The sequence below is a fragment of the Dyella sp. CR10 genome, assembly GCF_055814425.1.
Map to the genome: position 1 here is coordinate 3,408,820 of NZ_CP185986.1, position 17,441 is coordinate 3,426,260.

General features: G+C 65.5%; 17 protein-coding genes and 2 tRNA genes. 5 read left to right on the plus strand and 14 right to left on the minus strand.

The window, feature by feature from the left end; all coding sequences use genetic code 11:
• Positions 1 to 2: 2 nt before the first annotated feature.
• Together ACNR9O_RS15400 and flgA are read right to left on the minus strand one after the other, a co-directional pair.
• Positions 3 to 449 (minus strand): CopD family protein, encoded by a 447-nt coding sequence (locus ACNR9O_RS15400; protein ID WP_473687299.1) that lies wholly within the window; start codon positions 447 to 449, stop codon positions 3 to 5.
• Positions 450 to 552: 103 nt separating this feature from the next.
• Positions 553 to 1,044, minus strand: coding sequence for a flagellar basal body P-ring formation chaperone FlgA (gene flgA, locus ACNR9O_RS15405; protein WP_473700791.1), 492 nt, complete (start codon positions 1,042 to 1,044; stop codon positions 553 to 555).
• A gap of 766 nt (positions 1,045 to 1,810) precedes the next feature.
• On the opposite strand from flgA, the gene ACNR9O_RS15410 reads away from it, so the two are divergent.
• Complete coding sequence (locus tag ACNR9O_RS15410; RefSeq protein WP_473700792.1) at positions 1,811 to 1,969, plus strand: flagellar basal body protein; 159 nt, start codon at positions 1,811 to 1,813, stop codon at positions 1,967 to 1,969.
• Positions 1,947 to 2,183: a hypothetical protein gene (locus ACNR9O_RS15415; RefSeq protein ID WP_473687297.1), complete on the plus strand. Its 237-nt coding sequence runs from the start codon at positions 1,947 to 1,949 to the stop codon at positions 2,181 to 2,183. The genes ACNR9O_RS15410 and ACNR9O_RS15415 overlap by 23 nt, the downstream gene beginning before the upstream one ends.
• Positions 2,184 to 2,298: 115 nt before the next feature.
• Here ACNR9O_RS15415 and ACNR9O_RS15420 read toward each other — a convergent pair.
• A tRNA-Val gene (locus ACNR9O_RS15420) sits at positions 2,299 to 2,373 on the minus strand.
• Between the two features lie 76 nt (positions 2,374 to 2,449).
• Positions 2,450 to 4,474 (minus strand): excinuclease ABC subunit UvrB, encoded by a 2,025-nt coding sequence (gene uvrB, locus ACNR9O_RS15425; protein ID WP_473687295.1) that lies wholly within the window; start codon positions 4,472 to 4,474, stop codon positions 2,450 to 2,452.
• Between the two features lie 150 nt (positions 4,475 to 4,624).
• On the opposite strand from uvrB, the gene ACNR9O_RS15430 reads away from it, so the two are divergent.
• Positions 4,625 to 5,188, plus strand: a complete 564-nt coding sequence (locus ACNR9O_RS15430) for a GspH/FimT family pseudopilin (RefSeq protein ID WP_473687293.1) — start codon at positions 4,625 to 4,627, stop codon at positions 5,186 to 5,188.
• Positions 5,189 to 5,246: 58 nt separating this feature from the next.
• On the opposite strand, the gene ACNR9O_RS15435 is transcribed toward ACNR9O_RS15430, so the two are convergent.
• The 8 genes from ACNR9O_RS15435 to grxD form a co-directional block, all read right to left on the minus strand.
• On the minus strand, positions 5,247 to 5,426 hold the full coding sequence (locus ACNR9O_RS15435) for a DUF2158 domain-containing protein (RefSeq protein ID WP_473687291.1): 180 nt from the start codon (positions 5,424 to 5,426) through the stop codon (positions 5,247 to 5,249).
• A gap of 139 nt (positions 5,427 to 5,565) precedes the next feature.
• A tRNA-Asn gene (locus ACNR9O_RS15440) sits at positions 5,566 to 5,642 on the minus strand.
• Between the two features lie 75 nt (positions 5,643 to 5,717).
• A complete protein-coding gene (ppnN, locus tag ACNR9O_RS15445) occupies positions 5,718 to 7,115 on the minus strand; it encodes a nucleotide 5'-monophosphate nucleosidase PpnN (RefSeq protein ID WP_473687289.1) in 1,398 nt (465 codons plus the stop codon).
• Positions 7,116 to 7,275: 160 nt separating this feature from the next.
• Complete coding sequence (locus ACNR9O_RS15450) at positions 7,276 to 10,611, minus strand: TonB-dependent receptor (protein WP_473687287.1); 3,336 nt, start codon at positions 10,609 to 10,611, stop codon at positions 7,276 to 7,278.
• A 412-nt stretch (positions 10,612 to 11,023) separates the two neighbouring features.
• Positions 11,024 to 12,739, minus strand: a complete 1,716-nt coding sequence (gene olsF, locus ACNR9O_RS15455; RefSeq protein WP_473687285.1) for a bifunctional ornithine lipid synthase OlsF — start codon at positions 12,737 to 12,739, stop codon at positions 11,024 to 11,026.
• Between the two features lie 118 nt (positions 12,740 to 12,857).
• The gene (locus ACNR9O_RS15460; protein WP_473700793.1) at positions 12,858 to 13,457 is read right to left on the minus strand and encodes a YhgN family NAAT transporter; all 600 of its coding nucleotides are present in this window, start codon (positions 13,455 to 13,457) and stop codon (positions 12,858 to 12,860) included.
• 65 nt (positions 13,458 to 13,522) lie between these two features.
• The gene (locus tag ACNR9O_RS15465; RefSeq protein ID WP_473687281.1) at positions 13,523 to 14,284 is read right to left on the minus strand and encodes an SDR family NAD(P)-dependent oxidoreductase; all 762 of its coding nucleotides are present in this window, start codon (positions 14,282 to 14,284) and stop codon (positions 13,523 to 13,525) included.
• Entirely contained in the window at positions 14,281 to 14,607 is a 327-nt protein-coding gene (grxD, locus tag ACNR9O_RS15470) for a Grx4 family monothiol glutaredoxin (protein ID WP_473687279.1), read from the minus strand. Before grxD ends, ACNR9O_RS15465 begins: the two co-directional genes overlap by 4 nt.
• Positions 14,608 to 14,721: 114 nt before the next feature.
• On the opposite strand from grxD, the gene ACNR9O_RS15475 reads away from it, so the two are divergent.
• Positions 14,722 to 15,303 (plus strand): superoxide dismutase, encoded by a 582-nt coding sequence (locus ACNR9O_RS15475; RefSeq protein ID WP_473687278.1) that lies wholly within the window; start codon positions 14,722 to 14,724, stop codon positions 15,301 to 15,303.
• 72 nt (positions 15,304 to 15,375) lie between these two features.
• Here the strand turns inward: ACNR9O_RS15475 and ACNR9O_RS15480 are convergent, their stop codons facing one another.
• Together ACNR9O_RS15480 and purE are read right to left on the minus strand one after the other, a co-directional pair.
• A complete protein-coding gene (locus tag ACNR9O_RS15480; protein WP_473687276.1) occupies positions 15,376 to 16,530 on the minus strand; it encodes a 5-(carboxyamino)imidazole ribonucleotide synthase in 1,155 nt (384 codons plus the stop codon).
• Entirely contained in the window at positions 16,527 to 17,030 is a 504-nt protein-coding gene (purE, locus tag ACNR9O_RS15485) for a 5-(carboxyamino)imidazole ribonucleotide mutase (protein WP_473687274.1), read from the minus strand. The genes ACNR9O_RS15480 and purE overlap by 4 nt, the downstream gene beginning before the upstream one ends.
• A 64-nt stretch (positions 17,031 to 17,094) precedes the next feature.
• Between purE and ACNR9O_RS15490 the strand changes: the two genes are divergently transcribed.
• Positions 17,095 to 17,367, plus strand: a complete 273-nt coding sequence (locus tag ACNR9O_RS15490; protein ID WP_473687272.1) for a Trm112 family protein — start codon at positions 17,095 to 17,097, stop codon at positions 17,365 to 17,367.
• The last annotated feature ends 74 nt before the right edge of the window (positions 17,368 to 17,441 follow it).

Sequence of the window (17,441 nt, forward strand, 5' to 3'; positions counted from 1 at the left end):
CGTCAGAACGGCTTGGCGATCACCAGGAAGATGATCCCCAGCAGCACGAATACCGGCAGCTCGTTCATGATGCGCAGGGCGCGCGTACCGGGCAGCGTGCCGCCCTTGGCGCTGCGCTTTACCAGCCGGCCGGTCCACACGTAATAGACCAGCAGCAGTACGACCAGGGTCAGCTTGGCATGCAGCCATGCGGCTTCGCCGAAGTTGGGCAGCGTCCCGGGGAACAGGCGCCAGCCCTGCCACAGCGTCACGCCGAACAGCACCGCCATGCCGAACATGCTGTGGCCGAACCGGTACAGGCGCAGCCCCATCAGCTCGAGCCGCGCGCGAACCGCCTCGTCGTCGCCCGCTTCGGCGATGTTCACCAGTATCCGCGGCAAGTAGAACACTGCCGCGACGAAGGCCATCACGAACAGCACGTGCAGACTCTTGATCCACATATAGGCCATGACGACTCCAGAGTGATCGGCGGGGATGCCGGCGGGGATGAGAACGATCGCGGGATGTTACGTCGATCGCGCGCCCGCGTCAGCGACTCCCATGACGTCCGCGTCAATCCGCCCGCGCGGCGCCAACCAGCGCCGACTCGACCTCGCTCGGCCTGACCACGCGCGCCAGGATCGATGTGCCGGTCGCGTCGTTGCGCACGCGCACCGTCGCGCCGCTATCGCCTTTCTGCATGGCCGTGCCCGCCATGGCCACTTCGAAGCCGCTGCGCTGCGACACGATTCGCACCGCCTGTCCCCGTCGGACGCCCTCGCCAGCGGTGAGGAAGCGCGTCTGCGCCACCTGCCCCGCACGCAGCGGACGCTGGCTGGCCTGCCCGACGGCGTCGGCGACATCGCGCACGGCATCCGGCGTCAAGGCGACATCCGCATCGACACGCCGCAGCTCGCCTTCGCCGATCGCACGCCCTGCCGCGATCGCCGTCGATGCCGCGTAAATCTTGGCGTGCACTGTCGCGCGAACCGTGTAGGTTTCCGTCGCCCCGTTGAGGCAGCGCCGCGAAGCGCAGGCGCAATGGCTGCGAGGTATCGACCGCAGCGACCTTCATTGCCTGGCCGCACCGCGGCGCCGGGCGCCTGTTCGGGAACACCGATACGTCGATCCGCGCGTCGTCCAATCGGCGAGCCAGGCGCGTGCGGCTCGCGCCACCAGCGCCTCGGCGTCGCCGGCCACGGCGCCGTGCACGCGGCGAGCACCGAAACGATCAGCGGCGTATGTATGTGCGTGTATACGCGAGAACGCCGTGGACTCTCCGAAGACTTTCCGTCGAACAGGCCACGCAGTATAGAAGTCGCCCACACGCGCAGAGGCTCAGGTTCCTTTTTGATTCCTCAAGCGCCGCAAACGCGCTGCGTACCATCCGCCCGGCCGAAAACTCAACCAGGCACGTCGCACCGATGGGAATGCATCTCTCCGAGGCCCTGGGCGTCCATCCCGCCGGGCTGCAGCTGCGCGCCGAACGGACCCGCGTCCCCGCCTCCAATCTCGCCAACGACAGCACGCCGGGCTACCAGGCGCGCGACATCGATTTCCGCGCCAGCCTGCGAGAGATGAATGGCCAGGCGCAGGGCCCGCCCTTTACATCCGATCGCGTGCAGTACCGCGTGTCGCACCGCGTCGCGCCGCGCAGGACGGCAACACCGTGGAGCTGGGCGTGGAGCAGGCGGAGTTCGCGCAGGACGCCGTGGATTTTCAGACCAGCCTGTCCTTTCTCAACATGAAGCTCAGAAGGCCTCGCCGGAACCATCAAGGGAGGCACCCGATCATGAGCTTCAAAGGCATTGCCCAGATCGCCGGCTCCGCCATGAGCGCGCAGACGGTACGTCTCAATACCGTCGCCAGCAACCTTGCCAACGCCGGTACCGCCGGCACGGAAGAAAGTGCCTATCGCGCGCGTGCAGGTGCTGGACGTGACCGAGAGGACGAACAACCTGCATACCGTGATCGAGCTGCGCAAGGGTAAGCTCACTCTGCCCGGCGTGGGCGAGATCATCGCCTGGACGAAGCTTGTCGCGACGCCGGCTTCGACGTTCGCGGCACGCGCAAAGTCCGCGGCCGCATCGGGACGCACGGCCAGCATGACTTCGAGCATCGGACTGGACAGTTCGATCTTCATGACGCACCCGGGAGTCGTTGAGACGGGTGCGCATTGTCCCGGCGAAGTCACCGGGCCATAAGCAATCTCGAGTCAATCTCGACGGATCGGCCGCCCAGGCCAGGCGGGAGGCGGAGGTGCGGAACGCCATGAACGAAAAACGGCGCTGGTCGAAGACCAGCGCCGTTCTCGAGGATTGGTGGGCGGTACAAGGATCGAACTTGTGACCCCTACCATGTCAAGGTAGTGCTCTACCGCTGAGCTAACCGCCCGAAGCTCGCACGGGTCACCCGTGCGAGCCGCGCAGTATACGCGAGTACCCGGGATGCCACAACTCCCGGCCGCCGGTCAGCGCAGAGCCTTTTCCCGCAGCTGGTGGATCTGGTCGCGCAGGCGGGCGGCATCCTCGAACTCCAGATTTTCGGCGTGCTTGTGCATCTGCGCCTCCAGCCGCTTGATCATCGCGCTGGCCTGGTCGGCGGTCAGGGCCTGGTAGTCCGCGCCCTGCTCCGCCACCGCCGCCTTGCCCCGGGCGCCCTTGCCGCCGCGGGCGCGGGAGCCCGGTTCGCTGCGCGCGCCCTCCATGATGTCGGCGATGCGGCGCACCACCGATTGCGGCGTGATGCCGTGCGCCTCGTTGTAGGCGACCTGCTTTTCGCGGCGACGCGCCGTTTCGTCCATCGCCGCCTGCATGGAGCGGGTGATCTTGTCGGCGTAGAGAATCGCCTTGCCGCGCACGTTGCGGGCGGCGCGGCCGATGGTCTGGATCAGCGAGCCGGTCGAACGCAGGAAGCCTTCCTTGTCGGCATCCAGGATCGCCACCAGCGAGACCTCCGGCATGTCCAGGCCTTCGCGCAGCAGGTTGATGCCCACCAGCACGTCGAACTCGCCCAGGCGCAGGTCGCGGATGATCTCCACGCGCTCGACCGTCTCGATGTCCGAATGGAGGTAGCGCACCTTCACACCGTGTTCGCCGAGGTATTCGGTGAGGTTCTCGGCCATGCGCTTGGTCAGCGTGGTCACCAGCACGCGGTCGCCCATGGCGACGCGCTTGTGGATCTCGCCGAGCAGATCGTCTACCTGCGTGCGCACCGGACGCACCTCGACTTCCGGATCGATCAGGCCGGTCGGCCGCACCACCAGTTCCACCACCGCATCGCCGGACTTCTCCAGCTCGTATTTGGCCGGCGTGGCGGAAACGAAGATGGTACGCGGCGCGCGACGCTCCCATTCCTCGAAGCGCAGCGGACGGTTGTCCATCGCCGAAGGCAGACGGAAGCCGAATTCCACCAGCGTCTCCTTGCGCGAGCGGTCACCCTTGTACATCGCGCCGAGCTGCGGAATGGTGACGTGCGATTCGTCGACCACCAGCAGTGCATCCGGCGGCAGATAATCAAACAGGGTCGGCGGCGGCTCGCCCGGCGCACGGCGGGTGAGGTGGCGCGAGTAGTTTTCGATGCCCTGGCAGTAGCCGACCTCGGCCATCATCTCCACGTCGAAGCGCGTGCGCTGATCCAGGCGCTGCGCCTCGACCAGCTTGTTTTCCTTGTACAGGTATTCTAGGCGGTCCTTCAGTTCGACCTTGACGGTCTCGATCGCGTTAAGCACGCTTTCGCGCGTGCTCGCATAGTGGGTACGCGGATACACCGTATAGCGCGGCACCTTGCGCAGGGTTTCGCCGGTGAGCGGATCGAACAGCGAGAGGTTTTCCACCTCGCCGTCGAACAGCTCGATGCGCAGCGCCTCTGTCTCCGATTCCGCCGGGAACACGTCGATGATCTCGCCGCGCACGCGGTAGGTACCGCGCTTGAGCTCCATCTCGTTGCGCGTGTATTGCAGCTCGGTGAGCTGGCGGATCAGCGCGCGCTGCTCGATACGCTCGCCGCGCGCCAGGATCAGGCGCAGCGACAGGTAGTCTTCCGGATCGCCCAGGCCGTAGATCGCCGACACCGTGGCGACGATGAGCGAATCCTTGCGCGACAGCAGCGCCTTGGTCGCGGCCAGACGCATCTGCTCGATGTGTTCGTTGATGGACGCGTCCTTCTCGATGAAGGTGTCGGACGCGACCACGTAGGCCTCGGGCTGGTAGTAGTCGTAGTAGCTGACGAAGTACTCCACCGCGTTGTTCGGGAAGAACTCCTTGAACTCGCCGTACAGCTGCGCGGCCAGCGTCTTGTTGTGCGCAAGCACGATGGTCGGCCGCTGGATCTTCTCGATCACGTTGGCAATGGTGAAAGTCTTGCCCGAGCCGGTGACGCCGAGCAGCGTCTGTGCGGCCAGGCCAGCCTCGAAACCCTCGACGAGGCGCTGGATGGCTTGAGGCTGGTCGCCGGCGGGCTGATAGGGGGAGGCAAGCTCGAAACGGTCAGTCATGGTGCTCACATGCGGTCGTTTCCGACATTTTAAATTGGGGCTGCTGACAGCACTTGTCAGCAGGTTCGCACAAGGCGGCGCGCCGGGCACTGGCAGGCGCCTGTCCTCGTCCTGCCTAGCATGGAACGCGGGCCATACAGGACTTCCCGCTTGCCTTCCCCGCTTTCACGCCACTTCTGCGGCCGCCAGCCCGGCCTCACGCTGATCGAACAGATCGTGGTCATCGCCATCGCGGCCGTGCTCGCCGGGCTCGCCCTGCCCTCGCTCAAGCGCCTGCTTGCCAGCAACCAGACGCGCATCGCCCAGACCGACCTGATGAGCGTGCTCAACCGCGCCCGAGCACTGGCCGTGGAAGCGGGCCGGACCACGGTCGCCTGTCCGACCGGCGACGCCACGCAGTGCAGCGACGAATCGAGCTGGAACCGAGGCTGGCTGGTGGGTTTCCGGGGCGAGCGATCCGGCCAGATCGATGGCCCGCCGAGCCTTTACCGCGAGAACCGCTCCAGCGGCGTCGCGATCTTCAGCACGCAGGGACGCCGCAGCGTGCAGTTCCAGCCCGATGGCTCGGCGGGCGGCAGCAACCTGACATTGCTGATCTGTCGCAGGCGCGGCGACGGCGACCATGCGCTGCATGTCACCGTCTCGAATGCTGGCCGCGTGCGCGGCGGCCAGGCTTCGGCGGATCAGGCTAAGGCATGCGCCGAGGCAGATTGAACGCCGACGCGCCACACCCGCCGAAAGCGGAAGGGCCGCCCTGAGGCGGCCCTTCGCTTCACACCCGTTCGAGCTCTTCGTTCTCGAAAACTTCGGCGTAGAACTTCGACTCGTGCCACCAGCGGCATTCGACCTTGCTGCCGGGATGCATGCTCGACGTCCACTGCGGATCGATCACCGCCATCTTGGGCCCGCCCGACTTGTGACGCACGGTATCGCCCTTGTTGAATCCGCTCATGTCCGCTCCTTGGCGCGTGGGTTAAGCCAGCAATTGTACGCAACGGGCACATCCGGCGTTCGTGAAAACGACAGCCGGCAGCTGAACGGTGGGCAGAAAAAAACAAGGCCCTGCATCGCTGCAAGGCCTTGTCAGAAGATGGCGCCCGAAGTTGGACTCGAACCAACGACCCCCTGATTAACAGTCAAGTGCTCTAACCGGCTGAGCTATTCGGGCGGGGTGAGTCGCGTAGTTTGAATTGGCTCAACCGGACTGTCAAGCCTGATCGCCCGGCTCCGGCGCCCGCCCCGCTCAGCTCGTGATCACACGGTAACAGGGCACATAGGCGGCACCGCCGGGCAGCTTCATGCGGTGCTGCTCGACGAAGGCCTTCAACAGGTCGTCCAGAGCCCGCATGATGTCCGCCTCGCCATCGATGTCGAAGGGGCCATGCTGCTCGATGGCACGCACGCCTTCCTCCTTCACATTGCCGGCCACGATGCCCGAGAACGCGCGGCGCAGATCCGCCGCCAGTTCGTGGCGTGGACGGTCGCGATGAATCACCAACCCGCGCATCGCCTCGTGCGTCGGGCGGAACGGCACCTGGAAGGCGTAAGGGACATTGAGCGCCCAGTTGAAGAAGAACGCGTCCTTGTTGTCCAGGCGGTGGTTGCGCACCTTGTCGATGCCGCGAACCATCGCGTGCGCGACGGCGGCAGGATCGTCGACGACGATCTGGTAATGCTGCGCCACGCTGTCGCCCAGGGTCAGGCGCAGGAAGCGGTCGATCTGCTCGAAGTACGCGGCCGACTGGCGCGGCCCCGTGAAGATCAGCGGGAACGGGATGCCGGCGTTATCCGGGTGCAGCAGGATGCCCAGCAGGTAAAGGATCTCCTCCGCCGTGCCCACGCCGCCAGGGAACACGATGATGCCGTGGCCGATGCGCACGAAGCCTTCGAGACGCTTCTCGATGTCCGGCATGATCACCAGGTGATTCACGATCGGGTTCGGCGACTCGGCCGCGATGATGCCCGGCTCGGTCACGCCGATATAGCGGTTGTGGCGCCGCCGCTGCTTGGCATGGGCGATGGTGGCGCCCTTCATCGGGCCCTTCATCGCACCCGGGCCGCAACCCGTGCAGATGTCCATCGCGCGCAGGCCGAGCTGATAGCCCACCTGCTTGGTGTATTCGTATTCCTCGCGCGAGATCGAGTGACCGCCCCAGCACACCACCAGGTTCGGGTCGATCTGGGCCTTGAGGATGCGCGCGTTGCGCAGGATCTCGAACACCGCGTGAGTGATGCCCACCGAGTCGTCGAGATCGAAACCGCCCTGCTCCAGCTGCGTCGACACGTAGACGATGTCGCGCACCACGGCCACCAGCAGCTCATTGATGCCGCGGATGATCTGGCCATCCACGAAAGCCTGGGCCGGCGCATTCTGCAGTTCGATCTTGATGCCGCGATCCTGCTGCAGCACCTGAATGTCGAAATGGGGGAACTGCTCGAACATCGAACGCGGGTCGTCGCTGATATTCCCCGACGTCAACACCGCCAGCGCGCAGCGGCGCAGCAGCGCATGCAGGCCCGAACCGCTGGCGTCGCGCAACCGCGCCACCTCGTTGCGGGACAGGATATCCAGGCCGCCGGCGGGCGAAATGCGCGCGCTGACGGTCTGCTTGCCGGCCTTGCCGGACTGAACATCGTTCATCGAATCTCCTTCGGCCGCGTCGTCCGCGGCAAAACGCCGGCCCGGGCCAGGGCCGGCCGACTAGCTTGGCGCCGGGAAACGGCGCGGGTCAACCTCTCCCATAAAAAAAAACCGGCGCCCCGAGGGACGCCGGTTTCCTGTTGCAAAGTACTGCGACGGCTTAGAACGTGTAGCGCAGGCTCAGCATTGCCGACCAACGCGAGGCCGGGTTGACCTTGGTGGCGCTGTTGTCGGTGGAGCTGTCGTACGCCTGCTTCTGGCCCGGCTGGTAGTTGCCGTTGGCATCCGTCGGCAGGCTGTAGATGTACTTGCCCGTGGCCGGATCGACGCCCGCGTAGTTGGCCAGCGTACGGATGTAGGGGAAGCCGATGTAGTTCTGCTGGCCCCACTTGTCGTTCACCAGGTTCAGGAAGTTGTAGATGTCCAGGCGGATCTCGCCCTTGTTGCCCTTGAAGATGCCGGGCACTTCCTGGCTGAAGCTCAGGTCGAGCTGGTTGACCCAGGCCGACTTGGCGCCATTGCGACGGGCCACCTTGCCCTGGTGGTCACGCAGGTAGTCGTCGCTCTGGATGTACGAGTAGAACTGCTGTTCCAACTGTGCGGACTGAGCAGCGGTCGGCGCCTTGATGATCACCTGGCCCGGACGCGGGATATAGACCAGGTCGCGAGAGTAGGAGTCGCCATTGGCGTCGTTGCCGAACACCCAGCTGTACGGCATGCCGGTGTGGCCGTCGTAGAACGCGCTGATGGTGGTGGCGTAGTTGCCGAAGAAGTTGTGTGACCAGGCGACCGAGGCATTCACGCGCAGCGGTACGTTGGTGTTCGAGGTCGAGGCGACGTCTTCGTTCGGGTTGTACCAGGCGCTGTTGCTGTAGTTGGAGGTGGCCTGGCTGGAGGTACCCGGATTCACTTCCGTCGCATGCGAGCCGGTCACCGAGAAGCTGGCAGCCCAGCTATTGGAGAACGCCTTGCTCAGCGACAGCGTGAGCGAGTCGGCCTTGCCCTTGCCGGTGTTCGTCAGCAGGGTCACGCCCTGGGCGAAGCGATTGTCGGCGCGGAAGCGGGTGTTGTTGCCGTTGACCGCATCACCCTGCTTGTTGTTGTTGGCGCAGGTACCCGCGGGGCCGTTCAGCGGTGTGGCACCGCCAATGCAGCTGTAGTACGTGAAGCGACCGTCGGGCAGGACGCCCGTCGGCGCGCCGAGGTTGAGATTCTTGTAGAAGATGCCGTCGCGCGTTTCGAGATGCTGATATTCCGCGGTGGCGATCACGCCCCAGAACGGCAGCTCCTTATCGAACGCCAACGAGGCCTTCCACACGCTCGGCAGCTGGAAGTTTGGATCGACGGTATCCACCGCCATCTGCGGGCGCGTGCCCGAACCGGTGCCCGTAGGCTGATTGTGCGGGTCGGCGCTGAAGGTCGGGCAGGTAACGTTCACACCGCTGAAACGGCACTGGCCATTGCCCTGACGATCAAACTGATAGGTGACGATGTTGATACCGTTGTTCTGGTACGGGTTCGTCATCCACACGGTCGGCGGGCTGGACTGGAACAGGCCCACGCCGCCGCGCAACTGGGTCTTCAGCTCGGTGTCGAAGGTGTAGTTGAACGACAGGCGCGGCTGCACCAGGGTGCTGCCGTTGATGGTGGAAGCGTTGCTGAAGCCGTAGGCCTGCTGGAACGTGGCGTTGTACAGCGGCTTGTCGTCGGTCAGGTACTTGTTGACGCGGAAGCCGTACTGCACGGACAGGTTGTTGTTGACCTGCCAGGTATCCTGCAGGAAGAACGTGCGGGAATTCAGCTGCCACTTCGCAGCGATGTCGTTGAGCGAATAGCCCGGCGCTGGCTGATACAGGTTGTAACCCGAATAGGCTGCCTGCTCGAACGCACCGATGCTGTTGAAGGTATAGGCGCCGAATTCGGTACGACCGAACAGGTTATAGATACGGTCGCGGCTCAGCTCGAAACCGCCCTTCACCGTGTGGTCGCCCAGGTACAGCGTGCCGGCCCAGAACGCGGTCAGGTTCTTTACCTTGGCCACGTTGTAGTGACTGAACTGGTCTTCGCCCAGATTGACCGTCGGACCGGTGGGCGTGTTCGTGTTGTTCACACGCACGGTGATCATCGGCTGCTGCGCCGAGACGGTGCGCTGCAGTGCGAAGTCGCTGTAGGAGACCTTCGCTTCACTGGAGAAGATGTCGGTCCAGTCGTCGAACAGCTGGACGGTGTAGTTCTTGTTGTTGGTCGCGACGTTGTACCAGTAGCTGCTCAGACCGATGCTGGAGGCGCCGTTACCCTGCGGGTTCGGCTTGAACTCCTTGGTCTGCTGATAAGCGAAGCTGGCGCGATGGCGATCGGTGATATTCCAGTCGATCTTGGCCTGATAGCGCTTATCCGTCAGCGTGCCAGCGTTCGCGCCGAGCGTGCCTGGCGTCAGGCCAAGCTTGTTCGCTGCCGCGATGATACGGTTCAGATCGTTCTGCGACACCTTATTGCCGGTCGAGTTGACGAGGCTGGTGTCGAGGCCGTTCGCGGCGCCCGAGCTCAGGCCGGTCACTTCTTCCTTCTCGAAGCTGCCGAAGAAGAACAGCTTGTCCTTGATGATCGGACCGCCGAAGGTCGCACCCGCCTTCCAGTTGGTATCGAACTCGGTGTAGTCGCGGTTGGTCTTCAGCCAGCCCGCCTTGCCGACCATGTCGTCGGTGTTCTTGTACGTGTAGTACACCGAACCATGGAAATCATTGGTACCGCTCTTGGTGACGGCGTTGATTTCCGCGCCGACCGAGTCGGAGGTCACGTCGTAGTTGGCGGTGGAGATCGAGTATTCCTCGATGGTGTCCATCGCGATCGGCGAGCCGACGGTCGGCAGGCCGCTGCCGTTCAGACCGAACGGGTCGCCCACGCCCAGGCCATCGACCTTGATGCTGTTGAGGCGGGCGTTCTGGCCGTTGGCCGAGATCGCGCCGGTGACGTGATCCACGTTCACGCGAGGATCGAGGCGAGCGATGTCGGCGATATTGCCGCTCGGCGCCGGGGTCATCTTCAGCTGGCGCGACGACACGTTGGTCGACAGGCCCTTGTTCTCGGAAGTGAACAGCTGCGAGCCGGCGGTGGCGGAAACCGTCACGCCTTCGAGGTTCTTCGCGGCAGCCGCGGCGCCAACGGTGAGGTTCACCGCGGTGTCCTGCGACAGCTGCAGGTAGACGTTGTCCTGCTCGGTCGTCTGACCGTCCTTGTTCACCTTCACATCGAACGGACCGCCCACGCGCAGACCCTGCGCGGCGTAACGGCCGTTGTTGTCGGTGGTGGTCGTCTTGGTGGTACCCGACGGCTCATGCACGATCTGCACGGTGGCGCCGGCGACCGGCTGACCGTTGGCGTCCAGCACGCGACCGCTGATGGAGGAGGAGGTGTCCTGGGCAATGGCCGGGACCGACATCGCAAGCAGCGATGCGATCGCAAACGGCAGAACCTTGGCTCGAATTCGGCTATTCACTATTAACCCCTTGGGCGAGCAACGTAAAAACTAACGAAGCGGAAACCAAAAATGCCGATGCCCGGCTCTAGCCAGGCAGGTGTCCGTAGCAGATTGATTTCCCCGGAATATTCTTGCTGTCCGAGCTTTCCTAGCGACGGGGCCGCCCCGCCTGCCAACAAAGTGTTAAATGGACTTTAACGGCATTGTATGACACTGATGTAACAGATTCACGTAGTTTTTATCTCATGAGGCGCCATACCACTTAGCTGGCACGCCACGCAAGTCGCGCGAAAACAGCCACTTGGCGCCAGAGGTGCAAGCGACCGCCTCTGCCGAGCATCGCCTGCGCAGCGCCCCCTCGGCGCCCCTGGCAAACGAATACTTAAGTCAGGCTAGCAGCCTGACTTGTCACATTGGATAGGAAATTTCCCTAGGATTTTCCGAGGTAGCGCGCACGCTTCGCGGGTTTCAGCGTCGCCAGATCCAGCATCACCAGGCCGTCGACGCAGCCGGAGAAACCGGGGTCTTCGCCGAAGTCGAGGAACTGCACGCCTTCCGGTTCGACCAGGTCGACATACTGCCGGTACAGCACGGGCAGGCTCACGCCGAGCGCGTCGAGATGGTGCTTGAGCTTGCCGAGCCCCGCGGCGGGGTCGAGCCCCTCCAGTGCGGCGCGCACCATGTCGATCACGGCAGGAGAGATCACGAACGGCTGGCGTGCGGCTGCCAGGCCGGTGACGCCGAAGTAATGCTGGTGGGCCGCGGCAATCCATTCGCGCGCCTCACGCGGCAGGCTCACCGACATGCTCACAGGGCCGAACAGGTAGCGCAGCTCCGGATGGCGCTGCAGATACAGGCCGATGCCCTGCCACAGCTGATCCAGCGCGCGCGAACGCCAGTACGCCGGCGCGATGAAGCTGCGCCCCAGCTCCAGGCCCTGAGCCAGGCGCGACTCGAGCGCCGGCGAGTAATTGAACAGGCTGGAGGTGTAGAGACCCTTCATGCCGCGCTCGGCGATGATCTTGCCGCCATGGCCGAAACGGTACGAACCGACGATGCGCAGCGCCTTGGGATCCCATAGCACCAGGTGTTCGTAGTGCGGATCGTAGACGTCCAGGTCGCGCCGTGCACCGGTGCCCTCGCCCACCTTGCGGAAGGTCAGCTCGCGCAGGCGGCCGATCTCGCGCAGCGCGGAGCTGTCGGTGGCGCCCTGCAGCAGCAATACCTGCTTGCCGTCGTTGAGGTCGGCCAGCTTCTCGGCACGCGCCGCGAGGTCCGCGACGACGCGTTCGGTCAGCTCCGGATGCGCGATCGGCGACTGGCCGCCGAAGATCAGGCCGCGGCGGCGACCGACGCGATAGATATGTCGCCGCATCAGCTTGGCGGCGCGCGTGGTCGAGCCCCCGCTGCGCTGTTCCAGCTCGTCGGCGCCCACCAGGGCGCCCACGTTGAATCCGATGCGGCGCGGCTTGGCCGAGGCCACCGCCTCGCGCGGCAGCATGGCGGTGCTGAGCGGCTTGGCCAGCATCGACAGACCGTAGAACACGGCCGAGTTGCGCGCCGCGACGTGGATCGGCAGCACCGGCGTCTTGCTGCGGAACGCCAGCCGCGCGAAACCGTCGGACCAGCGCCCGTCGCGCACGCCGCCCGGGCGCACGCGTGACACTTCACCGGCGGGGAAGACGATCACCGCTTCGCCGCGATCCATGGTGCGATAGATCTCGCGCATGCGCGATGCCGCGCCCTTGCCGAACACGTCCACGTGAAGCAGCAGCCGGTTCAGCTGCGGAATCGACGCCAGCCAGTCGTTGCCGAGAATTTTGACGTCGTCGCGCACCGAGCCGACCAGCTGCAAGAGCGCGAGGGCATCGAGCATCCCCAGCGGGTGGTTGGCGACGACCAGCACCCCGCCTTCGACGGGGATGTTCTCGCGCTCGCGCGGATTGACGTAGTAGCTGACGCCCAGGATGTCGAGCGCGCGTTCGACGAAGTCGAAGCCTTCGGCCTCACCGATGCGGTCCAGCGTGCGATTGAAGCCTTCCTCGTCCGCGAGGCGCCCGAGCATGCCGGCGATAGGCCGCAGAAGACCGGGATGCTGAGCCAGCCATGGCAGACGTTCATTGAGAGTCTGTTCGACGCTTAGCATGATCGTCTCCTTAACGACTTCACCCATGCTCGCCGCGGATTATGACAGCAAGGTGATCGCACGAGGGCAAGTCCCATCCGGCCCTTCCGTTTCAAACGAGACCTGGCCCCGACCGGGATCAGACAGCGAGATGCAGGTAGGCCGCCACGCCGCCGAGGAACATCTGCACGGATAGCGCGATCAGCAGCATGCCCATCACCCGCTCCAATGCGGTCAGCACGCTTTCGCCCAGCCAGCGGAACAGATAGGTGGCGCACAGCAGGATCACCGCCGTGGCCAGCCAGGCGCCGAGCAGCGCGATCGCCCAGTCGGCGGTGCGGCCGGGCTGGGTATTGGTGAGCAGCAGCAGCGCCGCCATCGCGGACGGGCCGGCCACACCGGGGATCGCCATGGGCACGATGAAAGGCTCGCCTTCGCCCGGCTTGCCGAAGATGCCGCCTCCGTCCGCCGGCGGGAACACCATGCGGATGCCGATCAGGAACAGCACGATGCCGCCGGCGATGCTGATCGACTCCTGCTTGAGCTGCAGCAGCTTGAGGATGTGCTGGCCGCCGATCAGGAAGCCCAGCAGCACGCCGAGCGCGATCAGCAGCTCGCGCACCATGACGCGGCGCCGACGCTTCGGTGGCACGTCCTTGAGCAGGCTGAGGAAGATCGGGATATTGCCGAGCGGATCCATGATCAGGAACAACAGGATCGCCGCCGACAACGTGGTCATCTGCGTTTCCATGTCAGTCCCCCTGACCGGTCATGTGGAACGTCGTAGGCATGCCGCGCTCAGCCTTAGCGCAGATCGAGCAGCGCGCCGCGCGCGGCGACGCCCTGCGGGCCGAGCAGGTACACGGCCGCTTCCGCCGCCACGTCGGGCAGCGGCAGCTTGCTGGTGTCTTCGCCGAAATAGGCCTGGCGGCGCAGCGCCGTACGCATCGGCGCCGGCAGCAGCGCATGTGTGCGCAGCGGCGTGGTGTCGGTTTCCTGGTGGAGGATCTCCACGAAGCGCTCGATCGCCGCCTTGGACACGCCATACGCGCCCCAGTGCGCCTTGCGCACCAGTTCGGGGTTGTCCAGTACGAAGACCACAGCGCTGTCCGGCGCCGCGGTGAGCAATGGCATGCAGGCCTGGGTGAGCGCGAATGGCGCGGACACGTTCACGTGCAATGCGCGCAGCCACTCGTCGGGCTTGTGCATCGCGACCGGCGTGAGGCCATCGAAACTGGCCGCGGCATGCACGATACCGTCCAGGCGGCCGAAGTCGCGGGCCAGGCCCTCGGCGACCGCCTGGTAATCGTTGGGCGTGGCGGCTTCGAGATCGAGCGGATGGATCACCGGTTCCGGCAGCTGCTCGGCCAGCATGGCGTCGTAAAGCTGCTCGAGCTGGCGCCGGCGGCGCCCGGTGATGACCACCGTGGCGCCCGCGCACGCGGCGGCCCGCGCCACTGCGGTGCCCAATCCGCCACACGCACCGGTGACCAGGATCACGCGGCCGGCGAGCGTATCTGGAGTGGACGCCCAGGCGTCCGGAAGACGATGGCTCGCCAGCGTCATGCGAGCGGCGCTCCGCTCACGTCGGACACCATCCGCGCCAGCTCGCCGGCGACCTTGAGGTCCTCGACGATGTCGCAGCCGCCGATCAGCTCGCCCTGGATGAACAGCTGCGGGAACGTCGGCCAGTTCGCGTAATGCGGGAGCGCGGCGCGCACCTCGGCATCGGCCAGCACATTGACGGCGTGGAAATCGGCGCCCGCCTCCTTCAGCGCCTGCGCGGCGCGGCCGGAGAAACCGCACATCGGAAACTGCGGCGTGCCCTTCATGAAGAGCACGATCGCGTGCTCGGCCAGCACGGCCTTGATTCGCTCGTTAACGTCCATAGCTCGACATTTCATCATTACAATGCGATGAGATCGGTAGTGTATCAGTCGTGCACCGGCCCGCCCGCCGGCGCCGGCCCGACTTTCCTCAGCCAACGCCCAGGAGCCTCAACCATGGCGATCGAACTCCCCCCCCTGCCCTACGAAAAGAACGCGCTGGAACCCAACATCTCGGCCGAGACGCTGGATTTCCACTACGGCAAGCATCACCAGGCCTATGTGACCAACCTCAACAACCTGATCAAGGGCACGGAGTTCGAGAACGCGGCGCTGGAGGACATCATCAAGAAGTCGTCCGGTGGCGTGTTCAACAACGCCGCGCAGATCTGGAACCACACCTTCTACTGGAAATCGATGCGCAAGCCGCTCGAGAGCAACGCACCGACCGGCAAGCTCGCCGATGCGATCACCAAGGCCTTCGGCTCGTTCGACAAGTTCAAGGAGGAGTTCACCAAGTCGGCCGTGGGCAATTTCGGTTCCGGCTGGACCTGGCTGGTGCAGCGTCCGGACGGTTCGCTGGGCATCGTCAACACCTCCAATGCCGCCACGCCGATCACCGGCAGCGACAAGCCGCTGTTCACGATCGACGTGTGGGAGCACGCCTACTACATCGATTACCGCAACGCTCGCCCGAAGTACGTCGAGTCGTTCTGGAACCTGGTGAACTGGGACTTCGCGGCCGGCAACCTGGCCTGATCGCGCCCTCCCGGGACACAAGAAAACGGAGCCGGCGACGGCTCCGTTTTTCTTTTCCGCTTCGCCGACCGCTCAGCCGAGGCGCTGCACCGCCGGCGCAGCCTGGGCTTCCCGCCCGAGCACTGCGGCGACAGCGCTCAGGCGCGAAGCCAACCGGGCCGCATCCGGCGCGCAAACCGTTGCGTGTCCGACCTTGCGGCCAGGGCGCGGCTGTTTGCCGTAGTCGTGCCAGTGTGCGTCGACCGACGCGAGCAGCGGCGCTGCGTCGGGCAGGTTCCCGATCCAATTGAACATGGCCGACAGGCCCCGCGCGGAGGTATCGCCCAGCGGCATGCCCAGCACCGCGCGCACGTGATTCTCGAACTGGCTGGTCACCGCACCCTCGATGGTCCAGTGCCCGGAGTTGTGCACGCGCGGAGCCATTTCGTTGCCGAGCAGCTCGCCGTCCTTCACGAACAGCTCCAGCGCGAACACGCCCACGTACTCCAGGCGCTCGGCCAGCGTGCGCGCCAGCCGGGTGGCGCGCTCCTGCAGGGCGCCGACATCCGGTGCAGGCGCCAGGCTTAGCGACAGCACGCCGTCGGTGTGCCAATTCTGAGTCAGCGGCCAGGTACGGAAATCGCCATCGCGTCCACGAACGGCGACCACCGACAGCTCGCGCTCGAACGGCACGAAGGCTTCCAGGATCAGTCCATGCGCGGCGGCCTGCGCGCCCAATGCCGCCCATGCGGCATCGGCGTCGGCCAGGGTCCGAATGCGGAATTGGCCTTTGCCGTCGTAGCCAAGACGCCGCGTCTTCAGGATGGCGGGAGCGCCGACCGTCGCCAGCGCGCGATCCAGGTCGGCGCGCGTGTCGACGGCCATGAAGGCCGGCGTATCCAGTCCGCATTCGCGGAACAGGGTCTTCTCGGCGAGGCGGTCCTGCGCCACCGCCAGCGCGCGCGGCGCCGGAAAGACTGCCACGCGTTCGGCCAGCCAGTGCGCGGTCTCGGCGGGCACGTTTTCGAAGTCGAACGTGACCACGTCGACCTGGCGGGCGAAGTGCTCCAGCGCGGCGTAGTCCGTCCAGTCCGCGGCGAGCAGTGGCGCGACTTGGGCGGCGCAGGCATCGGGTGCGCTGTCCACCACCAGCGTCTTCACGCCCAGCGGCGCGGCCGCCAGCGCCAGCATGCGGGCGAGCTGGCCGCCGCCGAGGATGCCCAGCACGGGTTGGCGTCGGTCCGTCACTGGCGTGGATCCGGGTGATCGAGCACGGTCTGGGTCTGGCGGGCGCGATAGGCGTCCAGCGCGCCCGCCAGGGCGGGATCGTTCAGCGCCAGCACGGCGGTCGCGAGCAAACCCGCGTTGACGGCGCCCGCCCGACCGATCGCCAGGGTGCCGACCGGAATCCCCGCCGGCATCTGCGCGATCGAAAGCAGAGAATCCATGCCGTTGAGCGCCTTGGACTGCACCGGCACGCCGAATACCGGCAATCGCGTCTTGGCCGCCAGCATGCCCGGCAGGTGCGCGGCGCCGCCGGCGCCGGCGACGATCACCTGGATACCGCGTCCAACGGCCTCTTCCGCGTAACGGAACAGCAAGTCCGGCGTGCGGTGCGCGGAGACCACCTGCACCTCGTGGGGCACGCCCAGTTCGGTCAGCACGCTGGCCGCATGCTCCATGGTCTCCCAGTCGGAACGGGAGCCCATCACTACGCCGACGAGCGGCGGCTTGGCTGTCGAAGTCATGGTCCGGCCATCCAAAAGGGGCTATTGTACGGACCTTTCCGCGTCACCACACGACCTGCACCTCATGGACAAGCGCCTGCTCGATATCCTTTGCTGTCCGGTCAGCAAGACTCCGCTGAGGCCGCTCGGCAAGAGCGAACTGGATGCCATCAACGCCGCGATCGCCCGAGGCCAGGTCGACACGGTGGCCGGCACCCGGGTGGAAGCCCAGCTGCAGGAAGGGCTGATCACAGTCGACCGCAAGGTTGTCTACCGGATCGACGAAGGCATCCCGGTGATGCTGCCGGAAGAAGGCATCGGGACCACCCAGCTGCGGGATTTCCCGGCAGCCGCCTGAGTCCGGCCCTAGGCCATCCAGCCGGCTTGAGGCATCCGGGCGATGTCCCCAGATGCCAACTTGTGCATGACAGC